General features: G+C 35.1%; 17 protein-coding genes and 3 pseudogenes. 14 read left to right on the forward strand and 6 right to left on the reverse strand.

What is annotated here, in order from left to right:
- Window positions 1-90: 90 nt before the first annotated feature.
- On the forward strand, window positions 91-396 hold the full coding sequence (locus MKY70_RS06215; RefSeq protein WP_000382767.1) for a hypothetical protein: 306 nt from the start codon (window positions 91-93) through the stop codon (window positions 394-396).
- Between the two features lie 164 nt (window positions 397-560).
- Here MKY70_RS06215 and MKY70_RS06220 read toward each other — a convergent pair whose 3' ends face one another.
- Complete coding sequence (locus MKY70_RS06220) at window positions 561-1,793, reverse strand: ammonium transporter (RefSeq protein ID WP_215574578.1); 1,233 nt, start codon at window positions 1,791-1,793, stop codon at window positions 561-563.
- 157 nt (window positions 1,794-1,950) lie between these two features.
- On the opposite strand from MKY70_RS06220, the gene MKY70_RS06225 reads away from it, so the two are divergent.
- Window positions 1,951-3,312 (forward strand): alpha-amylase family glycosyl hydrolase, encoded by a 1,362-nt coding sequence (locus MKY70_RS06225; protein WP_341023697.1) that lies wholly within the window; start codon window positions 1,951-1,953, stop codon window positions 3,310-3,312.
- A gap of 18 nt (window positions 3,313-3,330) precedes the next feature.
- Here MKY70_RS06225 and MKY70_RS06230 read toward each other — a convergent pair whose 3' ends face one another.
- Complete coding sequence (locus tag MKY70_RS06230; RefSeq protein WP_002030284.1) at window positions 3,331-3,822, reverse strand: YajQ family cyclic di-GMP-binding protein; 492 nt, start codon at window positions 3,820-3,822, stop codon at window positions 3,331-3,333.
- 284 nt (window positions 3,823-4,106) lie between these two features.
- Here MKY70_RS06230 and MKY70_RS06235 point away from each other — a divergent pair, with 284 nt between their 5' ends.
- From MKY70_RS06235 to MKY70_RS06285, 11 genes and pseudogenes are all read left to right on the forward strand, one after another.
- The gene (locus tag MKY70_RS06235) at window positions 4,107-4,961 is read left to right on the forward strand and encodes a CvfB family protein (protein ID WP_088030970.1); all 855 of its coding nucleotides are present in this window, start codon (window positions 4,107-4,109) and stop codon (window positions 4,959-4,961) included.
- A 939-nt stretch (window positions 4,962-5,900) separates the two neighbouring features.
- A pseudogene (locus tag MKY70_RS06240) lies at window positions 5,901-8,390 on the forward strand (RHS repeat domain-containing protein); the annotation flags it as partial.
- A 4-nt stretch (window positions 8,391-8,394) separates the two neighbouring features.
- Window positions 8,395-8,862: a hypothetical protein gene (locus MKY70_RS06245; RefSeq protein WP_002202793.1), complete on the forward strand. Its 468-nt coding sequence runs from the start codon at window positions 8,395-8,397 to the stop codon at window positions 8,860-8,862.
- Window positions 8,863-8,954: 92 nt separating this feature from the next.
- Window positions 8,955-9,392: a hypothetical protein gene (locus MKY70_RS06250; RefSeq protein ID WP_340772085.1), complete on the forward strand. Its 438-nt coding sequence runs from the start codon at window positions 8,955-8,957 to the stop codon at window positions 9,390-9,392.
- A gap of 187 nt (window positions 9,393-9,579) precedes the next feature.
- A pseudogene (locus tag MKY70_RS06255) lies at window positions 9,580-10,302 on the forward strand (RHS repeat domain-containing protein); the annotation flags it as partial.
- 16 nt (window positions 10,303-10,318) lie between these two features.
- Window positions 10,319-10,681 carry a hypothetical protein gene (locus MKY70_RS06260; RefSeq protein WP_088035124.1) on the forward strand — a complete coding sequence of 121 codons (363 nt, stop codon included), beginning with the start codon at window positions 10,319-10,321 and terminating at the stop codon, window positions 10,679-10,681.
- 165 nt (window positions 10,682-10,846) lie between these two features.
- A pseudogene (locus MKY70_RS30795) lies at window positions 10,847-11,622 on the forward strand (RHS repeat-associated core domain-containing protein); the annotation flags it as partial.
- Window positions 11,606-12,253, forward strand: coding sequence for a hypothetical protein (locus MKY70_RS06270; protein ID WP_088035122.1), 648 nt, complete (start codon window positions 11,606-11,608; stop codon window positions 12,251-12,253). The pseudogene MKY70_RS30795 and the gene MKY70_RS06270, both read left to right, overlap by 17 nt.
- Before the next feature lie 308 nt (window positions 12,254-12,561).
- Window positions 12,562-13,005 carry a hypothetical protein gene (locus MKY70_RS06275; protein ID WP_088035120.1) on the forward strand — a complete coding sequence of 148 codons (444 nt, stop codon included), beginning with the start codon at window positions 12,562-12,564 and terminating at the stop codon, window positions 13,003-13,005.
- Between the two features lie 139 nt (window positions 13,006-13,144).
- Entirely contained in the window at window positions 13,145-13,630 is a 486-nt protein-coding gene (locus MKY70_RS06280; RefSeq protein ID WP_088035118.1) for a hypothetical protein, read from the forward strand.
- Between the two features lie 86 nt (window positions 13,631-13,716).
- Complete coding sequence (locus MKY70_RS06285; RefSeq protein WP_341023702.1) at window positions 13,717-14,421, forward strand: hypothetical protein; 705 nt, start codon at window positions 13,717-13,719, stop codon at window positions 14,419-14,421.
- A 263-nt stretch (window positions 14,422-14,684) separates the two neighbouring features.
- On the opposite strand, the gene prsA is transcribed toward MKY70_RS06285, so the two are convergent.
- On the reverse strand, window positions 14,685-15,542 hold the full coding sequence (gene prsA / locus MKY70_RS06290) for a peptidylprolyl isomerase PrsA (RefSeq protein WP_002011303.1): 858 nt from the start codon (window positions 15,540-15,542) through the stop codon (window positions 14,685-14,687).
- A gap of 130 nt (window positions 15,543-15,672) precedes the next feature.
- Window positions 15,673-15,804, reverse strand: coding sequence for a DUF3941 domain-containing protein (locus tag MKY70_RS06295; protein ID WP_001120851.1), 132 nt, complete (start codon window positions 15,802-15,804; stop codon window positions 15,673-15,675).
- Window positions 15,805-15,904: 100 nt separating this feature from the next.
- On the opposite strand from MKY70_RS06295, the gene MKY70_RS06300 reads away from it, so the two are divergent.
- Complete coding sequence (locus MKY70_RS06300; RefSeq protein WP_002125914.1) at window positions 15,905-16,762, forward strand: YitT family protein; 858 nt, start codon at window positions 15,905-15,907, stop codon at window positions 16,760-16,762.
- Between the two features lie 26 nt (window positions 16,763-16,788).
- Here MKY70_RS06300 and MKY70_RS06305 read toward each other — a convergent pair whose 3' ends face one another.
- Window positions 16,789-16,986, reverse strand: coding sequence for a DUF3813 domain-containing protein (locus MKY70_RS06305; protein WP_002011309.1), 198 nt, complete (start codon window positions 16,984-16,986; stop codon window positions 16,789-16,791).
- A complete protein-coding gene (locus MKY70_RS06310; protein WP_000516816.1) occupies window positions 16,987-17,127 on the reverse strand; it encodes a hypothetical protein in 141 nt (46 codons plus the stop codon).
- Window position 17,128: the final 1 nt, after the last annotated feature.

The following is a 17,128-nucleotide window of genomic DNA, read 5'->3' on the forward strand; positions in this document are numbered from 1 at the left end:
TCGTCTTTTTATGTAAAAGATATTTTACACCAAATGTAAAAAATGTTATACTCTTGTCAAATGAATTTTACATATAAGGGGTGTATTTTGATGGATGTTTTGATTTTTATTATTGCATTAAGTGTCTTTTTATTTGTAGTGTTTGCTATTATAAAAATGTTTATAGCGATTGGAAAACAAGGTGATGAACGTGCTACGTTTATAAAAAATAAAGCGATGGCTGAGACATTTAAAATTGCGATGGGGCTAATGGTTCTTGAAATGATCCCTTTCATTTATCATCGTTTTAATGAAACGGTAGGAACACCGTTTAATCCAGTTCGCTTTTTAGCTGTAATAGCGATTGCGTTTCTTATTATATTAAGTTTGAATAAAAGTAAATACGGTGATTCGTAACTTATGCAGGGGTATTTTTCGGTTTCGTTATGTCGAAATTTATTGGTAAATCGATATATTGAAAGAATCGCTGATATATTCACGTAAATACTGGATGGGGTATGCTGCCGCCCTGTACAATAAAAAGAGAGGCAATCTACTACCAATAGATTGCCTCTCTTTTTTTAGTTCACTCGCTCAGTATACTCATAAGCTTTCTCCCCGTGCATCGAAATATCAAGCCCCATTTGTTCTTCGTGCTCATCGACGCGAACAGGGAGGAAGAAGTTAATGGCTTTAATGATGGCGTACGTCATTATGATTGTGAATGCATATGTTGCGCCGATTGCTACAAGTTGTTTGAAAAGGAGAGATGCGTTTCCGTAAAATAATCCGTTAGCGCCATCGCTATTTATAGTAGTAGTAGCAAATAGTCCAGTTGCAATACCGCCCCAAGTTCCTCCAATGCCGTGGCATCCAAATGCATCGAGTGTATCGTCGTATCCGAATTTGTTTTTTAAGAAGAAGACAGCTCCGAAGCATAATATACCGCCAATTGCTCCGATAAGAAGAGCGGAGAAAGGTGTAACGAATCCACAAGCCGGCGTAATTGCGACTAAACCAGAAACAACCCCGGAAGCAGCTCCCATCGCAGTCGGTTTTGATTGGAAGAACCATTCAGAAAGCATCCAAGTTAGAGCTGAGGCAGCGGCGGCTATATTTGTATTAATAAATGCAGTTAAAGCTACGTCATTTAAAGATAATGCACTACCGACGTTGAAACCGAACCAGCCGAACCAGAGTAAGCCTGCGCCTAACATTGTAAATGGTAAATGATGAGGGGAGGTGCCGCTTATGTTTTTTCGTTTTCCAAGAAAAATAGCTAATACAAGACCAGCAACGCCAGATGTGATATGAACGACATTACCACCAGCGAAGTCTAACGCGCCGAGTTCTCTCAGCCATCCGCCAACGCCCCATACCCAATGAGCGACAGGATTGTAAACGATTGTTGTCCAAAGAAGGATAAAAATAAGAAAGGCAGAAAATCGCATTCTTTCGGCGAATGCCCCTGAAATTAAAGCGGGAGTTAAAATAGCGAACATGAGTTGGAACATCATAAATAAATTGTGAGGAATAGTAGATGAGTAGTCTGGGTTTGGTGCGTAGGTAACTCCGTTTAGACCGAACCAATCGAGATTGCCGATAAGTCCGTGCCAATCTGGCCCGAATGATAAAGAATAACCGATAACAATCCATTGAATCGAAACGATAGCCATTGCGCTATAACTGTGCATTGTCGTGCTGAGTACGTTTTTACTGCGAACCATACCCCCATAAAAAAGTGCCAATCCTGGTGTCATCAACATGACCATTACTGTCGTTACAAAAATAAAAACTGTATCTCCCGTATTCATTCTCTCTCCTCCTATGATGTTAGAAAAAATAACATCTATATGTTATGTTTCATATCATATTCGAAATAAAAAGAAAAATCAACTAAAAATTCAGAAAACTTTTTAGATGATGTTAGAAAACCTAACATGATGTATTTTTGGGGGATAAAATCAACGTATGCGATTTGCTCTAAAAATTGGTATAATATTCTTACAATTGGAAGTTTGGGGGATGCGTGTGAAAAAAATATGGACTAAGGAACTATTCATTTGTTTTTGTTTAGCTGTTATTTTGTTTGTACCAGTACATACTTTTGCGGAAGAAAAAAGGGAATGGCGAGATGAAGTTATATATTCCATTATGATTGATCGCTTTAATAACGGAGAATCGAAAAATGACAAACAGTTAGACGTTGGTAATTTAGAAGGGTATCAGGGCGGAGATATACGTGGGATTATAAAAAGATTGGACTACATAAAAGAAATGGGATTTACTACTATTATGCTTTCGCCGCTTTTTGAAAGTGAAAAGTATGATGGATTAAGCGTTCGGAATTTTCGAAAAGTAAATGAACATTTCGGAACAGAAAATGATGTGAAAGAACTTGTAAATGAGGCTCATAAAAAAGGAATGAAAGTTGTCTTTCAATTTCCGTATGAAGAAAATGAACAACAATTAATAGACTCGATGAAATGGTGGATAAAAGAAGTCGATTTAGACGGAAGTTATGTGATACATAGTGAAAAAAAGCCGCGTGCTTTTTGGGATGAAGTGCAAAAGGATTTGCAGAAGGTAAAGAAAGATTTTCACATTATGACAAAGGAAGATAATGAGTACTATAAAAAAATAGTAGAGTCATTTTCAAAAGCAGATATGTCTGTGAAACCTTTATATGATGTGAGTGGAAAAGAAGAGGAATTCGCTACGTTTTTAGATAATCAAGAAACAAAGCGATTTGCACGTATTGCAAAAGAAAATATGTATTACCCGCCGTCTCGTTTAAAACTAGCGATCACTTACTTATTAACATCCCCGGGGATACCGAATTTTTATTACGGAACTGAAATCGCATTAGATGGGGGAGATGCTCCAGATAATAGACGATTAATGGATTTCAAATCTGATGAAAAGTTTATGCAGCACATAACGAAGCTAGGTGAACTTAGACGAGCGAGACCATCTTTACGACGTGGTACGTTTGAACTTCTATATGATAAAGATGGAATGAGTATATTAAAACGAAAGTATAAAGATGAAGTAACACTAGTAGCGATTAATAATACGAAAGAGACGAAAAAGGTTTCCTTACCTGTAAGTGCAATTGGTGAAAAACAAGAGTTAAGAGGATTGTTAGAAGACGAAATTATAAGAGAAGAAAACGGAAAGTTTTATCTTGTTTTAAAGCGCGAAGAGTCGAATGTGTATAAAGTTAGCGAAGAAACAGGTGTGAATTGGTTGTTTATCTCCTTAATAGTCGGTGTGAACGTATTATTTATTGCTTTTTTAATTGCGGTTAAAAAGAAAAGATCCTCTGTATAGATAGAGGATCTTTTTTTCTTAGCGGTAGTTAATGAACTGTACGTCGATTGGTAAGTCGACGCTGCGAACGGCTGCGATTACTGCTTGTAAGTCATCACGGCTTTTCGCTGTTACGCGTACTTGGTCATCTTGTACTTGTGTTTTTACTTTTAATTTCATTTCTTTAATGATGTTGTTAATTTTTTTCGCGTTATCTTTATCGATACCTTGTTGCAGAGTTGCGCGTTGGCGAACAGTATTACCAGATGCAGTTTCAACTTTTCCGTAGTCCAAGTTTTTAATTGGAACGTTACGTTTTACAAGTTTAGAAATTAGAACGTCTTTTACTTGGTCTAATTTGAACTCGTCATCAGAAGTTAAAACAAGTACTTCTTTTTCTAATTTAATATCACTTTTACTACCTTTAAAGTCATATCGGTTTTGGATTTCCTTTAATGCGATGTTAATTGCGTTTGTTACTTCAGGTAATTCTACTTTCGAAACGATGTCAAAAGAACTCTCTTTTGCCATAGTTAGCACCTCCAAATAAATTTCTATCTTTTCATGCACCTAAATAGGCTATGTAATATACATATTAAAGTATAGCGGAAAATACATCGATTAGATAGAGTGTTGCAACTTAAGTGTTTTGACGGATCATCCGTAGGGGAATATAGTCCTATAGATACAGTCTTTATTTAATTATAGTGAATTTTGGGCAGTTGGACAAATAAAGGAAAAATCGTGTTATAATTAACTTTTGTTTGGAATGATAAAAAAGATAATTTTATATATATAGAAGGGAATTAAAAAATATGTATTTGCAATTAGGATCGATTGAACAGGTAACTGTTTTACGCGAAACGGAAATCGGATATATGGTTGGAAACGAAGAGGAAGAAATCTTCCTACATAAAAACGAATTAGCTGGAGAAATTGCAGAAGGCGATACGATTGATGTATTCTTATACCTTGATCACCAAAATCGTATTTCAGCAACAATGAAGGAACCAATTATTACAACACATGATTGGAATTGGGTAAAGGTTGTAGAAGTTATTCCTAGTTTAGGTGTGTTTGTTGATATTGGTGTATCAAAAGATATACTAATTCCACTTGATGAGTTCCCAATTTATATGCCAGTATGGCCTCAGGAAGGCGACGAATTATATTGTACGTTAAAATTAACGAATCGTGATCGTTTAATTGCTCTTCCGGCAAGAGACAGTGATATGCAAGAAATTATCGTAGATGCAACGCCATCTATGCGTAATAAAAACGTAAATGGACGTGTGTATCGCTCACTTCAAGTTGGTTCATTCATACTAACTGACGAGCATTTCCGTGCTTTCTTACACCATACAGAAAGAAAAGAACAAGTCCGCATCGGTGAGCGCGTAACAGGCCGTATTATTGACGTGAAAGATGACGGTACAATCAACATTTCACTTCTTCCTCGTAAAGAAGAAGGAATGGAAGATGATGCAGCAGTACTTTATGCATATATCGAAGAACGAGGCGGAGCGATGCCGTTTTGGGATAAGAGCAACCCAGAAGACATTAAAGAACGTTTCAATATGAGTAAGGCTGCATTTAAGCGTGCACTTGGTAAATTGATGAAAGAAGAAAAAATTTACCAAGAAGAAGGCTGGACTTACTTTAAAAAATAAAGTGAATGAAAAAGATCTATTTTTCTCTAGTTTGTTAGGAGGAAAATAGGTCTTTTTTTATTTCATTTTTTTGTAAAAAAAGACAAATTAATTAAAAATTCGATATTTTCTTGATATTATTCGAAGTGTTGGGGATTATTTAAAAAAAGAGGTGAATGTATGGAAAAGAAGCAAGTTAAGAAAAAATGGTATAGGTACTTAATACAGCTTATGGTAGTTGCATTAATTGTTACCCCTATACCGCTGAATGGATTGGCGGAAACGGCACCACCGTTTACACCATCTCCAAATTCAGAACAAAGTCCAGCAGTAGAGAAGAGAGAAGAGAAAGAAATACCCCCTCCACATCCAAATCAGTTAAAGAAGGATAAGGCAAAGGCAAATCCAATTGAGGTTGTGGAAGAAAGAACAGAAACAGAAAAGGTTTTCGATAACAATGATGGTACGTTTACAAAGAAGGTATATATGGAACCAATCCATACAGAGAAAGATGGAAAGCTAGAAGAGGTTTCACCAAAATTAGTAGAAGCACCAAACGAAAAAATTGTAACGGAAAATACAAAGTTAGAACCAGAGTTCGAGAAAACAGCGCAAGACGGAAAGTACGTTCAATTTAAAGTAAAAGATCATACGATTCAGTACAAATTAATGAGTGCAAATGGTGAAAAAGGTGAAGTGAAGCCATCACCAGTAACCGCAACACATGAAAATAATACAGTATGGTATAAAGGAATTTTCCCAAATATTGATTTAAAGAGTACGACGTTTAATGAAAATGTAAAAGAAGACTTTGTATTACGTGAGTATACAGGACATCATATTTTTACGTTTGCATTACAAACAGATTTAACACCAAATATACAGGAAGATGGTTCAATCGACTTCCAAGATGAGAAAAAAGAAAACGTCTTCACATTACCGAAACCTTATATGAATGATTCAAATGTAGGATATGGCAATCATGTAAATTTAAATCAGAAAAAAGCAGAACCAATCACGTTAACAGGAATGTCTAAATCTGAAAATGTAGAGAATGATGCGCCAGATAAACTATCACGAGACTATTCAATTTGGGCAGATGTTTACTATCAAGATGGTAGCGGTGAAAATTATCAAGCAAAATTCCCAAGCGGTACAAATGATTGGAACCGTAGTGCGGTTGTCATTCCAGCTAAGAAACCAATTAAGCAGATTCAAGTATATCTGTTATTTAGAAACAATAATAAAGGAAAAGTATGGTTTGATGATGTTCGTTTACTAGAAGGAAATGCGCTCATTAAAAACGAGTATGACAACGATGGAAATGTCATCGCAGCGTATGATGAAGAGGGGCAAAAAAATACCTTCGCATACGATGCATCAGGAAATAAAAAGAGCGAGACAGATGAAAAAGGAAATACAAAATTATATGATTACAACAAAGATAATCTATTAACAAATGTTACATTAAAGAATGGTACCTCTGTAAGCTATCTTTATGATCATAATGGAAATACAACAGAGAAATCTGTCATGTTTGGTGGAAAGACACAAACACACAAATACGAATATGATGGAGATAATAAAAATACAGTCTATATTGATGCGTTAAACCGTCGTATTGAACATACGTATGATGAGAATGCAAACAAAACTCAGACAAAAATGCCAAACGGCTCAATTTTAGAATCTGTTTATGATTCAGCAGACCGCGCGATTGGTGAAAAGCGAAATGGAAAAGATTCATTTACATTCGAACGTGATGCGAATGGACAAGTTACAAAAGTAAAAGACCTTGTCAACGGTGTAGAACGCACAAAAACATATGATATGGCAGACCGCGTCACAAGTGCAACGGATAGCCGAGGCGGAAAAATTGACTGGGCATATCACGACAAAGCAAATAGTAAGACAGAAAAATTAAAAGAACAAACAGTAACGCAAGGCGGATACACAAATAAAGTATCATATGACTACAACACGTTAGATCAAAACATACGTGTGACAGATGGTTCTCAAACGTATCGATTTGATTATGATGATCAAGGAAATGTTCGTACGTATACAGCCGGAAATGGTTCAGGTTCTACCTTTAACTATGATCACACGAACAAAATTAAAGATTTAGTAGTAGGTACATCGAACAGTATTCTTCTTTCTGAACGCTATGAATATGACCAAGCGGGTAACCGTACGAAGATTAAACATGAAGGTGCGGGCGGGAAAGTAACAGAAACAAACTTTGTATATGACACGATTAACCAACTATTAAACGAGGCATTACCAAACGGAACAAGTAAATCTTACACATACGATGGATTTGGAAACCGTACAAGTGTGAAAGTTGTAGAGAACGGAAAAGAAACAAAGTCTATAGCGGCAACATTCAATGAAGGAAATCAGCTTGTAAAATTCGGGAACGAATCGTTAACGTATGATACGAATGGCAATCGTACATCTGACGGGAAGTACAAATATACGTGGAATGAAGATGACCAGATTGTAGCTATCACAAAACAAGGTGAGAGCGATGCATTTGCAACTTATAAGTATGATGAGGATAATCGTCGTATTGAAAAGAATGTAAATGGTCAGGTAACACGTTATTTCTACGATGGAGATAGTATCAATCCATTGTATGAAACAGATGGAAGTGGAACTGTACTTCGTCAATATGTATATTCTACAAGTGGTACACGTCTAGCAATGAAATCGCAAGGACAAACAGTATACTACCACTATAACCCTCGTGGTGATGTAGTTGCGATGACAGATCAAAATAGAGAAGTTGTTGCAACGTATGAATATGATGCATGGGGTAATGTGTTAAAGAGTGATACGAAAGGTATCGCAGCAGATAATCCATTTGGATATGCGGGATACATGTATGATAAAGAAATTGGCACGTATTATCTGATGGCGCGCTATTATAATCCAGATCATGGTGTGTTCTTATCGGTGGATCCTGATCCGGGTGATGAGGATGATCCGGTTACAATGAATGGGTATACGTATGGTGATAATAATCCGGTGATGATGGTGGATCCGGATGGGCATTTAGCGTGGTTTGTTCCACTTGCTATACATGGGGCTAGAATGGCTGCTCCACATGTAGGACGTTTTGTAGGTAAACAATTGGCTAAGCGTGCTGTAAAGCAAACAGTGAAATATAAAGGGAAAATTGGGGCGCCGAAGAGAAAGGTAGTATTTGATCAGCGGAAAATACCAACAGATGGTGCAAAGAAAAATAGTGTGACATATCACTTTAAAAATGGAAAGTTAGATAAAAAGCGATATTATGATCACCGGGGTAGAGCTATAAAAGATATAGATTATAGTAATCATGGAAATGCTAAGAAACACCCTGTAGTTCCTCACAAACATTATTTTAAATGGAGAAATGGAAAATCACAGCATACTACGTGGTATCCTTTAAGAAAGAAGTGGTGATACTATGAGATTTTATGTAGCAGATGATTCAGGATATATAAACGAAATGCTCTCATTTATATTTGAGGACATGAGCAAGTATGATTGGATATTTGCAGATATGGTGCCGCATGTATATAAAGGCGGAGTGGAAGTGATGGATACCATATTTGAGCAAGAAAAATTTTATATTTCAGGTGAAGATCTTTATAGCTTTTTGAAAGAGTATAAAGTTTTACTTATATTTGGAGTGGTGATTGCTGTGGAGAAAGGAAATGAAAAACTCCTTGAAAATATTCCAGACACTCCAATTATTTTAGAAAACAGAGAGTATTGGAAAGATGAGTACAATTTAACGTTGCCAGGATCAGTAATGGAGTTTGGTTTTTTTGATACTTCAATTTTAATGTTTGCAAGTGATGATGACTATAACATAGAGAAATTTAAAAGCAATTTTCAAAATGTAGTATTTTATGTAGAAGATGAATTGTAAAAGCGTTAGTGAAATTTGAAAGGGCAACAGGTAACGGTTACGTATGTTAAGAAGAACAGGAAGATATATATATCAAATGGGTGGATAAAATAATGAATAATTTGTTAAAAAATGCAATTTATCGAGGAGACATTGGAAATGCGATAGCACATGCAAATAAAATAAGTATTGAGGAATTAGAGGATTTTTTAATAGAATGGTCTTTTAATGAACCCAATATTATTGTATACACTTTCTTGACTAGTTATTTAGAGAGTCGAAATGATGCTAGATTACATGCACTAGCATCAGAAATTTTATGTCATCCACTATGTCATTTAGAGGGGGCATATCTAGCTGCTTTTTATCATGCAAAGAAGTGTATCGAATTGGAGCCTAATGATATGCAATATAGGGAGTTTTTATTGTTTTTTGCTAATGTTCCAGATGATGTTTTTGAAGAAAAAGCAGCTATGAATTGGGCAAAGGATATATTAAAAGATGACCCAAACAATGAGGTAGCTAAAAATTATATAGAAGAAAATTTATGAAAAATGGATGGTAAGTTCGTTATTTGAATTGGAAAATGAATGTTTGCTATATGATGCAGAAGAAATGAAAGCAGAATAATAAACAGAGAAGTAATTGAAAGAGGGAAGAGCTGATGTGATGTAGACTCTTCTCTCTTTTTGGATACATTAATTTTTGTTGATTATAAAATCATAAGAAGAAGCGTTATACTATAACCCTCGTGGTGACGTAGTTGCGATGACAGATCAAAATAGAGAAGTTGTCGCAACGTATGAATATGATTCGTGGGGTAACGTACTAAAGAGCGACGCAAAAGGTATCGCAGCAGACAATCCGTTTGGGTATGCGGGATACATGTATGATAAAGAAATTAGTATGTATTACTTGATTGCGAGATACTATAACCCAGAGCATGGTGTGTTCTTATCGGTGGATCCTGATCCGGGTGATGAGGATGATCCGGTTACAATGAATGGGTATACGTATGGTGATAATAATCCGGTGATGATGGTGGATCCGGATGGGCATGTTGCTTGGTGGATTGGTAGTGCTGCAGCAGGCGCTGCTTGGGAAGTAGGGAAGTATCTGTATAAAAACAGAAATAAAGGCTATACATGGAAGGGTGGACTTAAAGCAGCGGGATATGGAGCAGCTAAAGGTGTATTGTTTGGTGGGATAGGACGAACATTTGGATATCTTTCTCACTTTAATGTTGGAAAAAGAGTGGTTCAAAAAGGGTATAAGCCAATAGTTAGACAAGTAAAATCCAATATCGAACGTTTTAAGAAGAATCCTATAAAACAGATTAAAAGGAACCCAGGTGCTAGACTTGATGGAATGAAAAGGGCGAAAAAACAAAGGGAAAAAGCATTTAAAAATTCAACGACAGCGAAACTTATGAAGATTTCGAATGCAGTAGGAAGACGTTAATGAAGGGAGACTAAAAGTGTTTATAGAAATTTTGGAAGGTGCTTCTATCCTGGCTTTAGTAGCTGTATTAACATTAACTGTTATGTTGCAAGATATATTTTTTATAAATATAAATAAACAATATACTGAAACACGTATTGGGACGATTATTTTTGGTATCCGTATGTTGTTCGGGGCATGGGTAATATTTGTTACGGAAACTACTATAATTGCTGTCTCAAAAGTGATTGTAATTCAATTAATTATTTTACTTCTTATTTGGGCATGCTCGAAGTATGTACAAAAAACTCGTGAAAATTGGCTAATTACTATAGTTGCTTTTGTTATTTATGGTGTTGGTACTTACATGTATATTCAGTTTGCTTTTAGAGGCTATTAATATATCACCAGAAAAATTAGTGGTTAGAAAGATTCATTTGTTAAATGTGTGTATGAATGAAGCAAATGAAGATCTATCATATGATGTAGAAGAGGATGAAGAATCAATAGAGAAATGATTTGTGGAAGGAAGAGCGAATATAGGCTCTTCTTTCTTTATATATGTCACAGTGATGTCGTTGCGATGGCAAATCAAAATAAAGAAGTTGTAGCCACGTATGAGTATGATACATGGGGCAACGTATTAAAAAGTGATACGAAAGGTATCGCAGCAGATAATATAATCCGTTTGGATATGCGGGATACATGTATGATAAAGAGATTGGCATGTATTATCTGATGGCGCGTTATTATAATCCAGATCATGGTGTGTTCTTATCAGTGGATCCGGATCCAGGTGATGAGGATGATCCGGTTACAATGAATGGGTATACGTATGGTGATAATAATCCGGTGATGATGACAGATCCAGATGGACATTTAGCATGGATGGTATTCAATGCAGGATTCGCAGCTTATGATGGGTATCAAGCGTATAAAAAGAATGGCTGGAAAGCAGCTGCAGTAGCTGTTGGTACCGGATTAGTTGGTGGGGCAGCTTATAAAGGTGCAAAATTAGCATATAATACATTTAAATATGGTACAAAGCTTAAGTTTACTAATGTTACGGCTAGGAAATCCAAGCCTAATTTTCAGGAAAATATAAGTCTGCGCCAATTACACAATAGATTGGACAAAGCGGGATGGAATCAAGAAACATTTTACCAAAAAGGTTTACAAATTAGGAATTTCACTAAAAATGGAAGGAAAATAACTACTCGCAATGGATCTAGTGATGGTTTAAATACTGCTGACTATTATCCAAGAGGGGCGAAGAAAAAGAAAGATGTTATTAAATTTAGGTTAAAGGGAAAGGGGAAAAAGGTTGAGAAAAATAGATAACTTATTTCAACTTACCGAGAAAGAGTATAATTTTGTTTATAAAAGAATTGCCGAGATGGTAGATATGGAAAAAAGTTTACCAGAGTATGTAGTCAGAGGTGATCTTGATAAATATGTATTGTTATTTAGTGACTATGAATTTGATGAAGATGAATTTCTTGATTCGTTAAAACAAATAGGTGAAGTTTTAGGAGAGCGTACGGCATATATATGTACAAAACAAACTTTTCGATATCGAACCTTTCTATTTTTTACTAAAAGCGGATATTATGATGAAGATGTAAAAAAGGCAGCAAAATTTGATGTAAATATATCATCAGAAGACTATTGGGACATAGTCACATGGCGGGAAGAAAAGGATGGAAAAGAGTTCGGATTATCACTGCGTGATCATTATGTACTTTATATACTATTTTCTTCTGGAAAGGTGTTATTGGTGATTGATGTTCATAACGAAGTAGCAGTGCTAATTAGTGAAAAAGATATTTATAGGGATCAGATGATTGATACAAAGATATGGCAGCCTCTTTCTGATTTTCTTATTGAAACGGAGGAGTACCATAAAGAAATTTTTCGCGATGGAGGAAAAAGGTATAGGAAAGCTTTAGTTGAAAACTATGCTGCTCTGTAATAAAGGGATGATTATGTAAATATTGAAAGTAATAATACTTTATACATGTCGTTCTGAGATTATAAAATTAATTCATTGATAATATTCATTTTTAATGATGAATGGAATATCAGCTTTTATTTTTGAAAAAGAAAAATAAAGTTTTATAGATTCAGTGCATCTCAAAATTAAACAGGTAGTTTAATTTTGGGATGCACTTTTTTGATACAAAGTAATCCGTTATACGAAACAGATGGAGAAGGAAATGTGATCGCAAGTTACGAATATGATGCTATTACTCTAAAGTATTGTTCACAGAAGGATAAGCAATGGAAGAAGGTCATATGGTGGAAAGAAGAAAAGAACTTGAGATGGTATTTTTAGGGGGCGAAAAAAAGATAACCATTGCATCATTTGGATCTTTGTATCCAAATGATGATGAGTTGTATTTACGTGATTTACAACTGAATTTCTTAGCTGTATCCTCAAATAATGTCCATTATGAGTATAAAGGGCCAATGTTTTTGATGAGTGAAATAATTGGATTTGGTAAAAAACTAGAAGCATTACTACGAAAAGAAATTAAGGAAGCTGTATTGAGTGCCGATGAAGAGGAAATGGATCTTAAAGTGAAGCTCAAAAGAAATCGATTTTTCGTATACTTTATTTTTTCTAAAAATGATTTAAAGAGTGAAAAATGGGAGTATGAAGTATCATTTGAAGCGGATGTAAAAAGTATAGAAGAGGTATGTTATAACATCAAAAAGTTATAGGATTAACTATTCTATAGTTTTTAGAAGGTAGGATAGTTTTAGCATTTAAACTAAAAATGGTGAAAAATTAGGAGAGCCAATCAAATAATCGAAATGAACCTTCATTCTTTAGGAAATATGAAGTAATGAGGCTGATAATATGCATATTTGGACGCTGACGAATTGGGAAGAATATTATAATTTAGAAGAGGAGAGTCACCGTACTGGATTACGATTGAAATTTGATACAGATGTTGATCCTGAAGTAAGAAGAGCCATTAAGGAATTTTGTAAATGGTTGCGCCAAGAATACTTTTTCCCAATTAGAGTACCTATTTATGTGAAAACTTCATATAAAATAAAGGCAATGGATGGAGAGTTAGTCTATGGTACTTTCTTTGGGCCATTTGATCGAAATGATGAGCCGTATATTCGTATTTCGACAGGGGATTATTATGATACGGTGCAGAAAAATGGAAAAGATAACGCTTTAGGATGCTATCTGGTTACTATTGCGCATGAGCTAACGCATTATTTCCAATGGATTAATGATATAAAACTAACGAGAATTGGATATGAGAGGCAGGCTACTGCTTATTCAGGATATATTATTGATGAGTATAAAGAAACTAGAGAGCATCCGTAAAGTAGAAACTGTATAGCTAACCGGAAGTATGAGGATTCCACATTTGTAATGAGTGTTTAGTAACCCTTTGAAAAGGAGATATGCATATGAAAGTTTATAACGCTGGATACCTCATAATTTCCTACGATAGGGAACTTATCTATAAAGAATGCAATATTGAGGGACTATCACAAACGATTTTAACGATATGTAATGGGATTCGGCCTACATTTCCAGATTATTGGTTTTTCCCTTGGTGTAATTCAAATAAAAATGATCCTATTGCTCAGATGATAAATGGAAGGTTGAAGATTAGTAAAGAGGAACATGAAAGTGGACAATCTTTTTTAGATACACTAATGGAAGAAGAAAAGTTCTCGTGGCCGAATACTTTTAAAAATTTAGAAGATGCGAGATTCTTTAAGCGAAATTATTTAAAAGGGATAGAAAATCTGGAGATTATTAGTTTGCATCTTTCAGAAGAGTATCGGACGGATTTTTTAATGAATGAGCGGGAAGAAAATGACTTTAAAGTTTCTATATATGACTTTCTCGAAAGCTCATTACCTGCTGATGTTAAAAATGATGAAATATTAGGATTTGATATATGTGGTTTTAGTAACAATAATTTTTATTCTTTTATTCATAACAATTTACAAGAGGACTTTGAAGCGTTTGGTAAGAAATTAAATGACTTATCACTTGTTGATAAGTATGAAGATGCAAAGCTGATTATCCATTTAATTGATGATGAGGAAATTGAGGCAGAAGAAATATTGTGGTATCCGTGGTTAATTGTGAAATGCATATAATTTGTTAGAGAAAGAGGTATAAGCATCGAATTAAGGGAGGTATGAAAGTGCAAGATAATGTACTGGAACAATTAATAAAACGTCGTTCCGTATTATCCTCCGAGAAAGAACGTGAAATAGGGGCAGTTAGATATATTAATTGAAGTAGAGATAGAACTAGATCACATCAATTGGCATTATAAAAGTCTGAAGAAAAAGTTGGAAATATTGATGAAAGATTAAAAAGCACGACCTTATTTGAAAAAATAAGATCGTGCTTTATTTTAGTTCTCTTTCCCAAAAAGATGAGAAAATGTATCTTTCAAGTCACTATCGTTTATTTTAATATCCGCCTTTTTTAATTCATCTTGTAATAATTTTTGACCGAAGGAAGGGTCGGCAAGACGTTCTTCTTCTAAGTCTTTACGTATAGAGTCTTTCACTTTATCGTAAGGTTGTAAATCTTTTTTATCAGTTAGTTTAATAATGTGATAGCCGTTTGGTGATTTTACGGGATTGCTAATTTGGCCGGGCTTTAATTTGTAGGCAGCTTTTTCAAATTCAGGTGTCATTTTTCCTGCCCCGAAGTATCCGAGGTCTCCGCCATTATCTTTTGATGCTAAATCTTGAGATTCTTGTTTTGCTAATTCTTCAAATGAAGTGCCGGTATCTAATTTCTTCTTTATCTCTTTCGCTTCATTTTCGTTACTTACTAAAATGTGACTAGCTTTAATTTCTGGTTTATAGTGGTCTTTCACATCTTTTTCTGTAACGCTTTGTTTAATCGCTTCATTCAATGCAAGTTTGAATTTAATTTGATTTTTGAAATCTTCTTCATCTTTTAAACGATTATTTTCTAGTGTTGCTTTGAATTGTTCTCCATATTGATCTTTTGCTTTTTCTACTTCTTTATCTACCGCATCATCAGATACTTTATATTTTTTAGTAATAACATCTTGTGCTACCATTTCGTATAGCGTGTCTTTTCCGTATCGATCTTTCAATTGTTTTTCGAAATCGCTCTTCGTAATGGTTGAGTTTGTTGTTGTAGCGATTGTGGCCGAGTCATTTTTTTGTCCGCAAGCAGATAGCATTAATATACTTATTAGTGCAGTGATAATGAATGTACTTTTTCCTTTCATGCTAACACCTCATCCGAATATGTTATCGCTATTGTAGAATATAGAAGTGAACATGAAGTGAATTTTTAATGTTTTTTCCCTGTAAAATGTAAAAAAAGTACATCAACATTAAAGTTGATGTACGATGTAATCAAAGGTGATCGGTTTTCTTAGAATATGCACGTTTTCCTTGCTGAATATTTTTTTGCTCTTGTTCATTTTTTTGAGTGCGCTTTGCATTATTGTCGCGTGCTTTTTTGTCGTTATCGCTAGTATGTGGCATATGTATCAACTCCATTTCTAAACGTTGTATGTTTATCATTTCCTTTTTCGTAAAGACTATGTATAGCGGTGCATTCATGAATACTAAAGGTGGATTAGAAATGGATTTGAAGCTGAATTATACTGAACTTATTAAGAAGTTAGTCGTTGTAATTATTGCGGGTTTATTAAATGCGATTGGGATGAATTTATTTTTAACACCAGCGAAAGTGTATGCGAGTGGTTTTGCTGGATTGTCTCAATTATTGTCACAAATATTAGGTGACTTTTTATCTATTCATATATCTACGGGGGTATTGTTTAGTTTGTTTAATATTCCTGTCGTTATTTTAGCGTGGAAAAAGGTTGGGAAGGCCTTTACATTTTTTAGTTTTCTTTGCGTTGTATTTATGACTTTGTTTTTAGAAATTATCCCAGTTAGAGCGGTTTCGCACGATATTATATTGAATGCGATTTTTGGTGGTATTATTTCAGCGATTGGGGTAGGGGTTGCTTTAAAGTGGGGGGCTTCTACAGGTGGTCTAGATATTATTGCTATGATTTTATCAAAAATAAAAGATAAGCCTGTCGGCACGTATTTTTTCTTCTTTAATGCACTTATCATTATCGCTGCTGGCTACGTATATGGATGGGAAAAGGCATTATATACTTTAGTCACTTTGTATGTATCAACGAGAATTATTGATGCGATTCATACCCGTCATGTGAAGATTACGGCATTAATTGTTACAAAGAACGGGGCAGATGTGCGAAAAGCGATTCACTCTCGCTTAGTGAGGGGGATTACAACTATACCAGCAACAGGTGCTTATACAAATGAAAATAAAGAAATGTTAATGATTGTTATTACTCGTTACGAGTTGTACGAATTAGAGAGGGTTATTAAACAAGTGGACCCAGGTGCATTTACAAATATACTGCAAACGGTCGGTGTGTTTGGATTGTTTAGAAAAGATTAAGGAGGACCAAAGCTGGTCCTCCTTTTTTAATGCGAATTCGTAATGTTTTGCAATTGCTCCTGCATTTCACGTAGCTGAACTTTTTCAGCAGTTGAAGAGTTTGCATAAGCAGAGTGCAAAGAGTTTTTTGCTCTATAAACGAGTTCCTGTTGTTCAGCGCCACTTGAACAAGAAACGGCACTTGAAACAGCGTCTCTAGCTTGTTGGAATAGTAAGTTCCCCATTTAAACCCCTCCAAATGAAGAGTTACTTCTCGCTTTTTCTGCCTCAGCTAATGTACCTCTGTACGGGAATCTTGCATCATGCTTCATAACAGCATCGGCTCCTTGCTGGATAAAACGTTTTGATTTGTTCTTTTTACCCATT

The sequence above is a fragment of the Bacillus sp. FSL R9-9492 genome (assembly GCF_038007365.1).
GTDB lineage: Bacteria > Bacillota > Bacilli > Bacillales > Bacillaceae_G > Bacillus_A > Bacillus_A mycoides.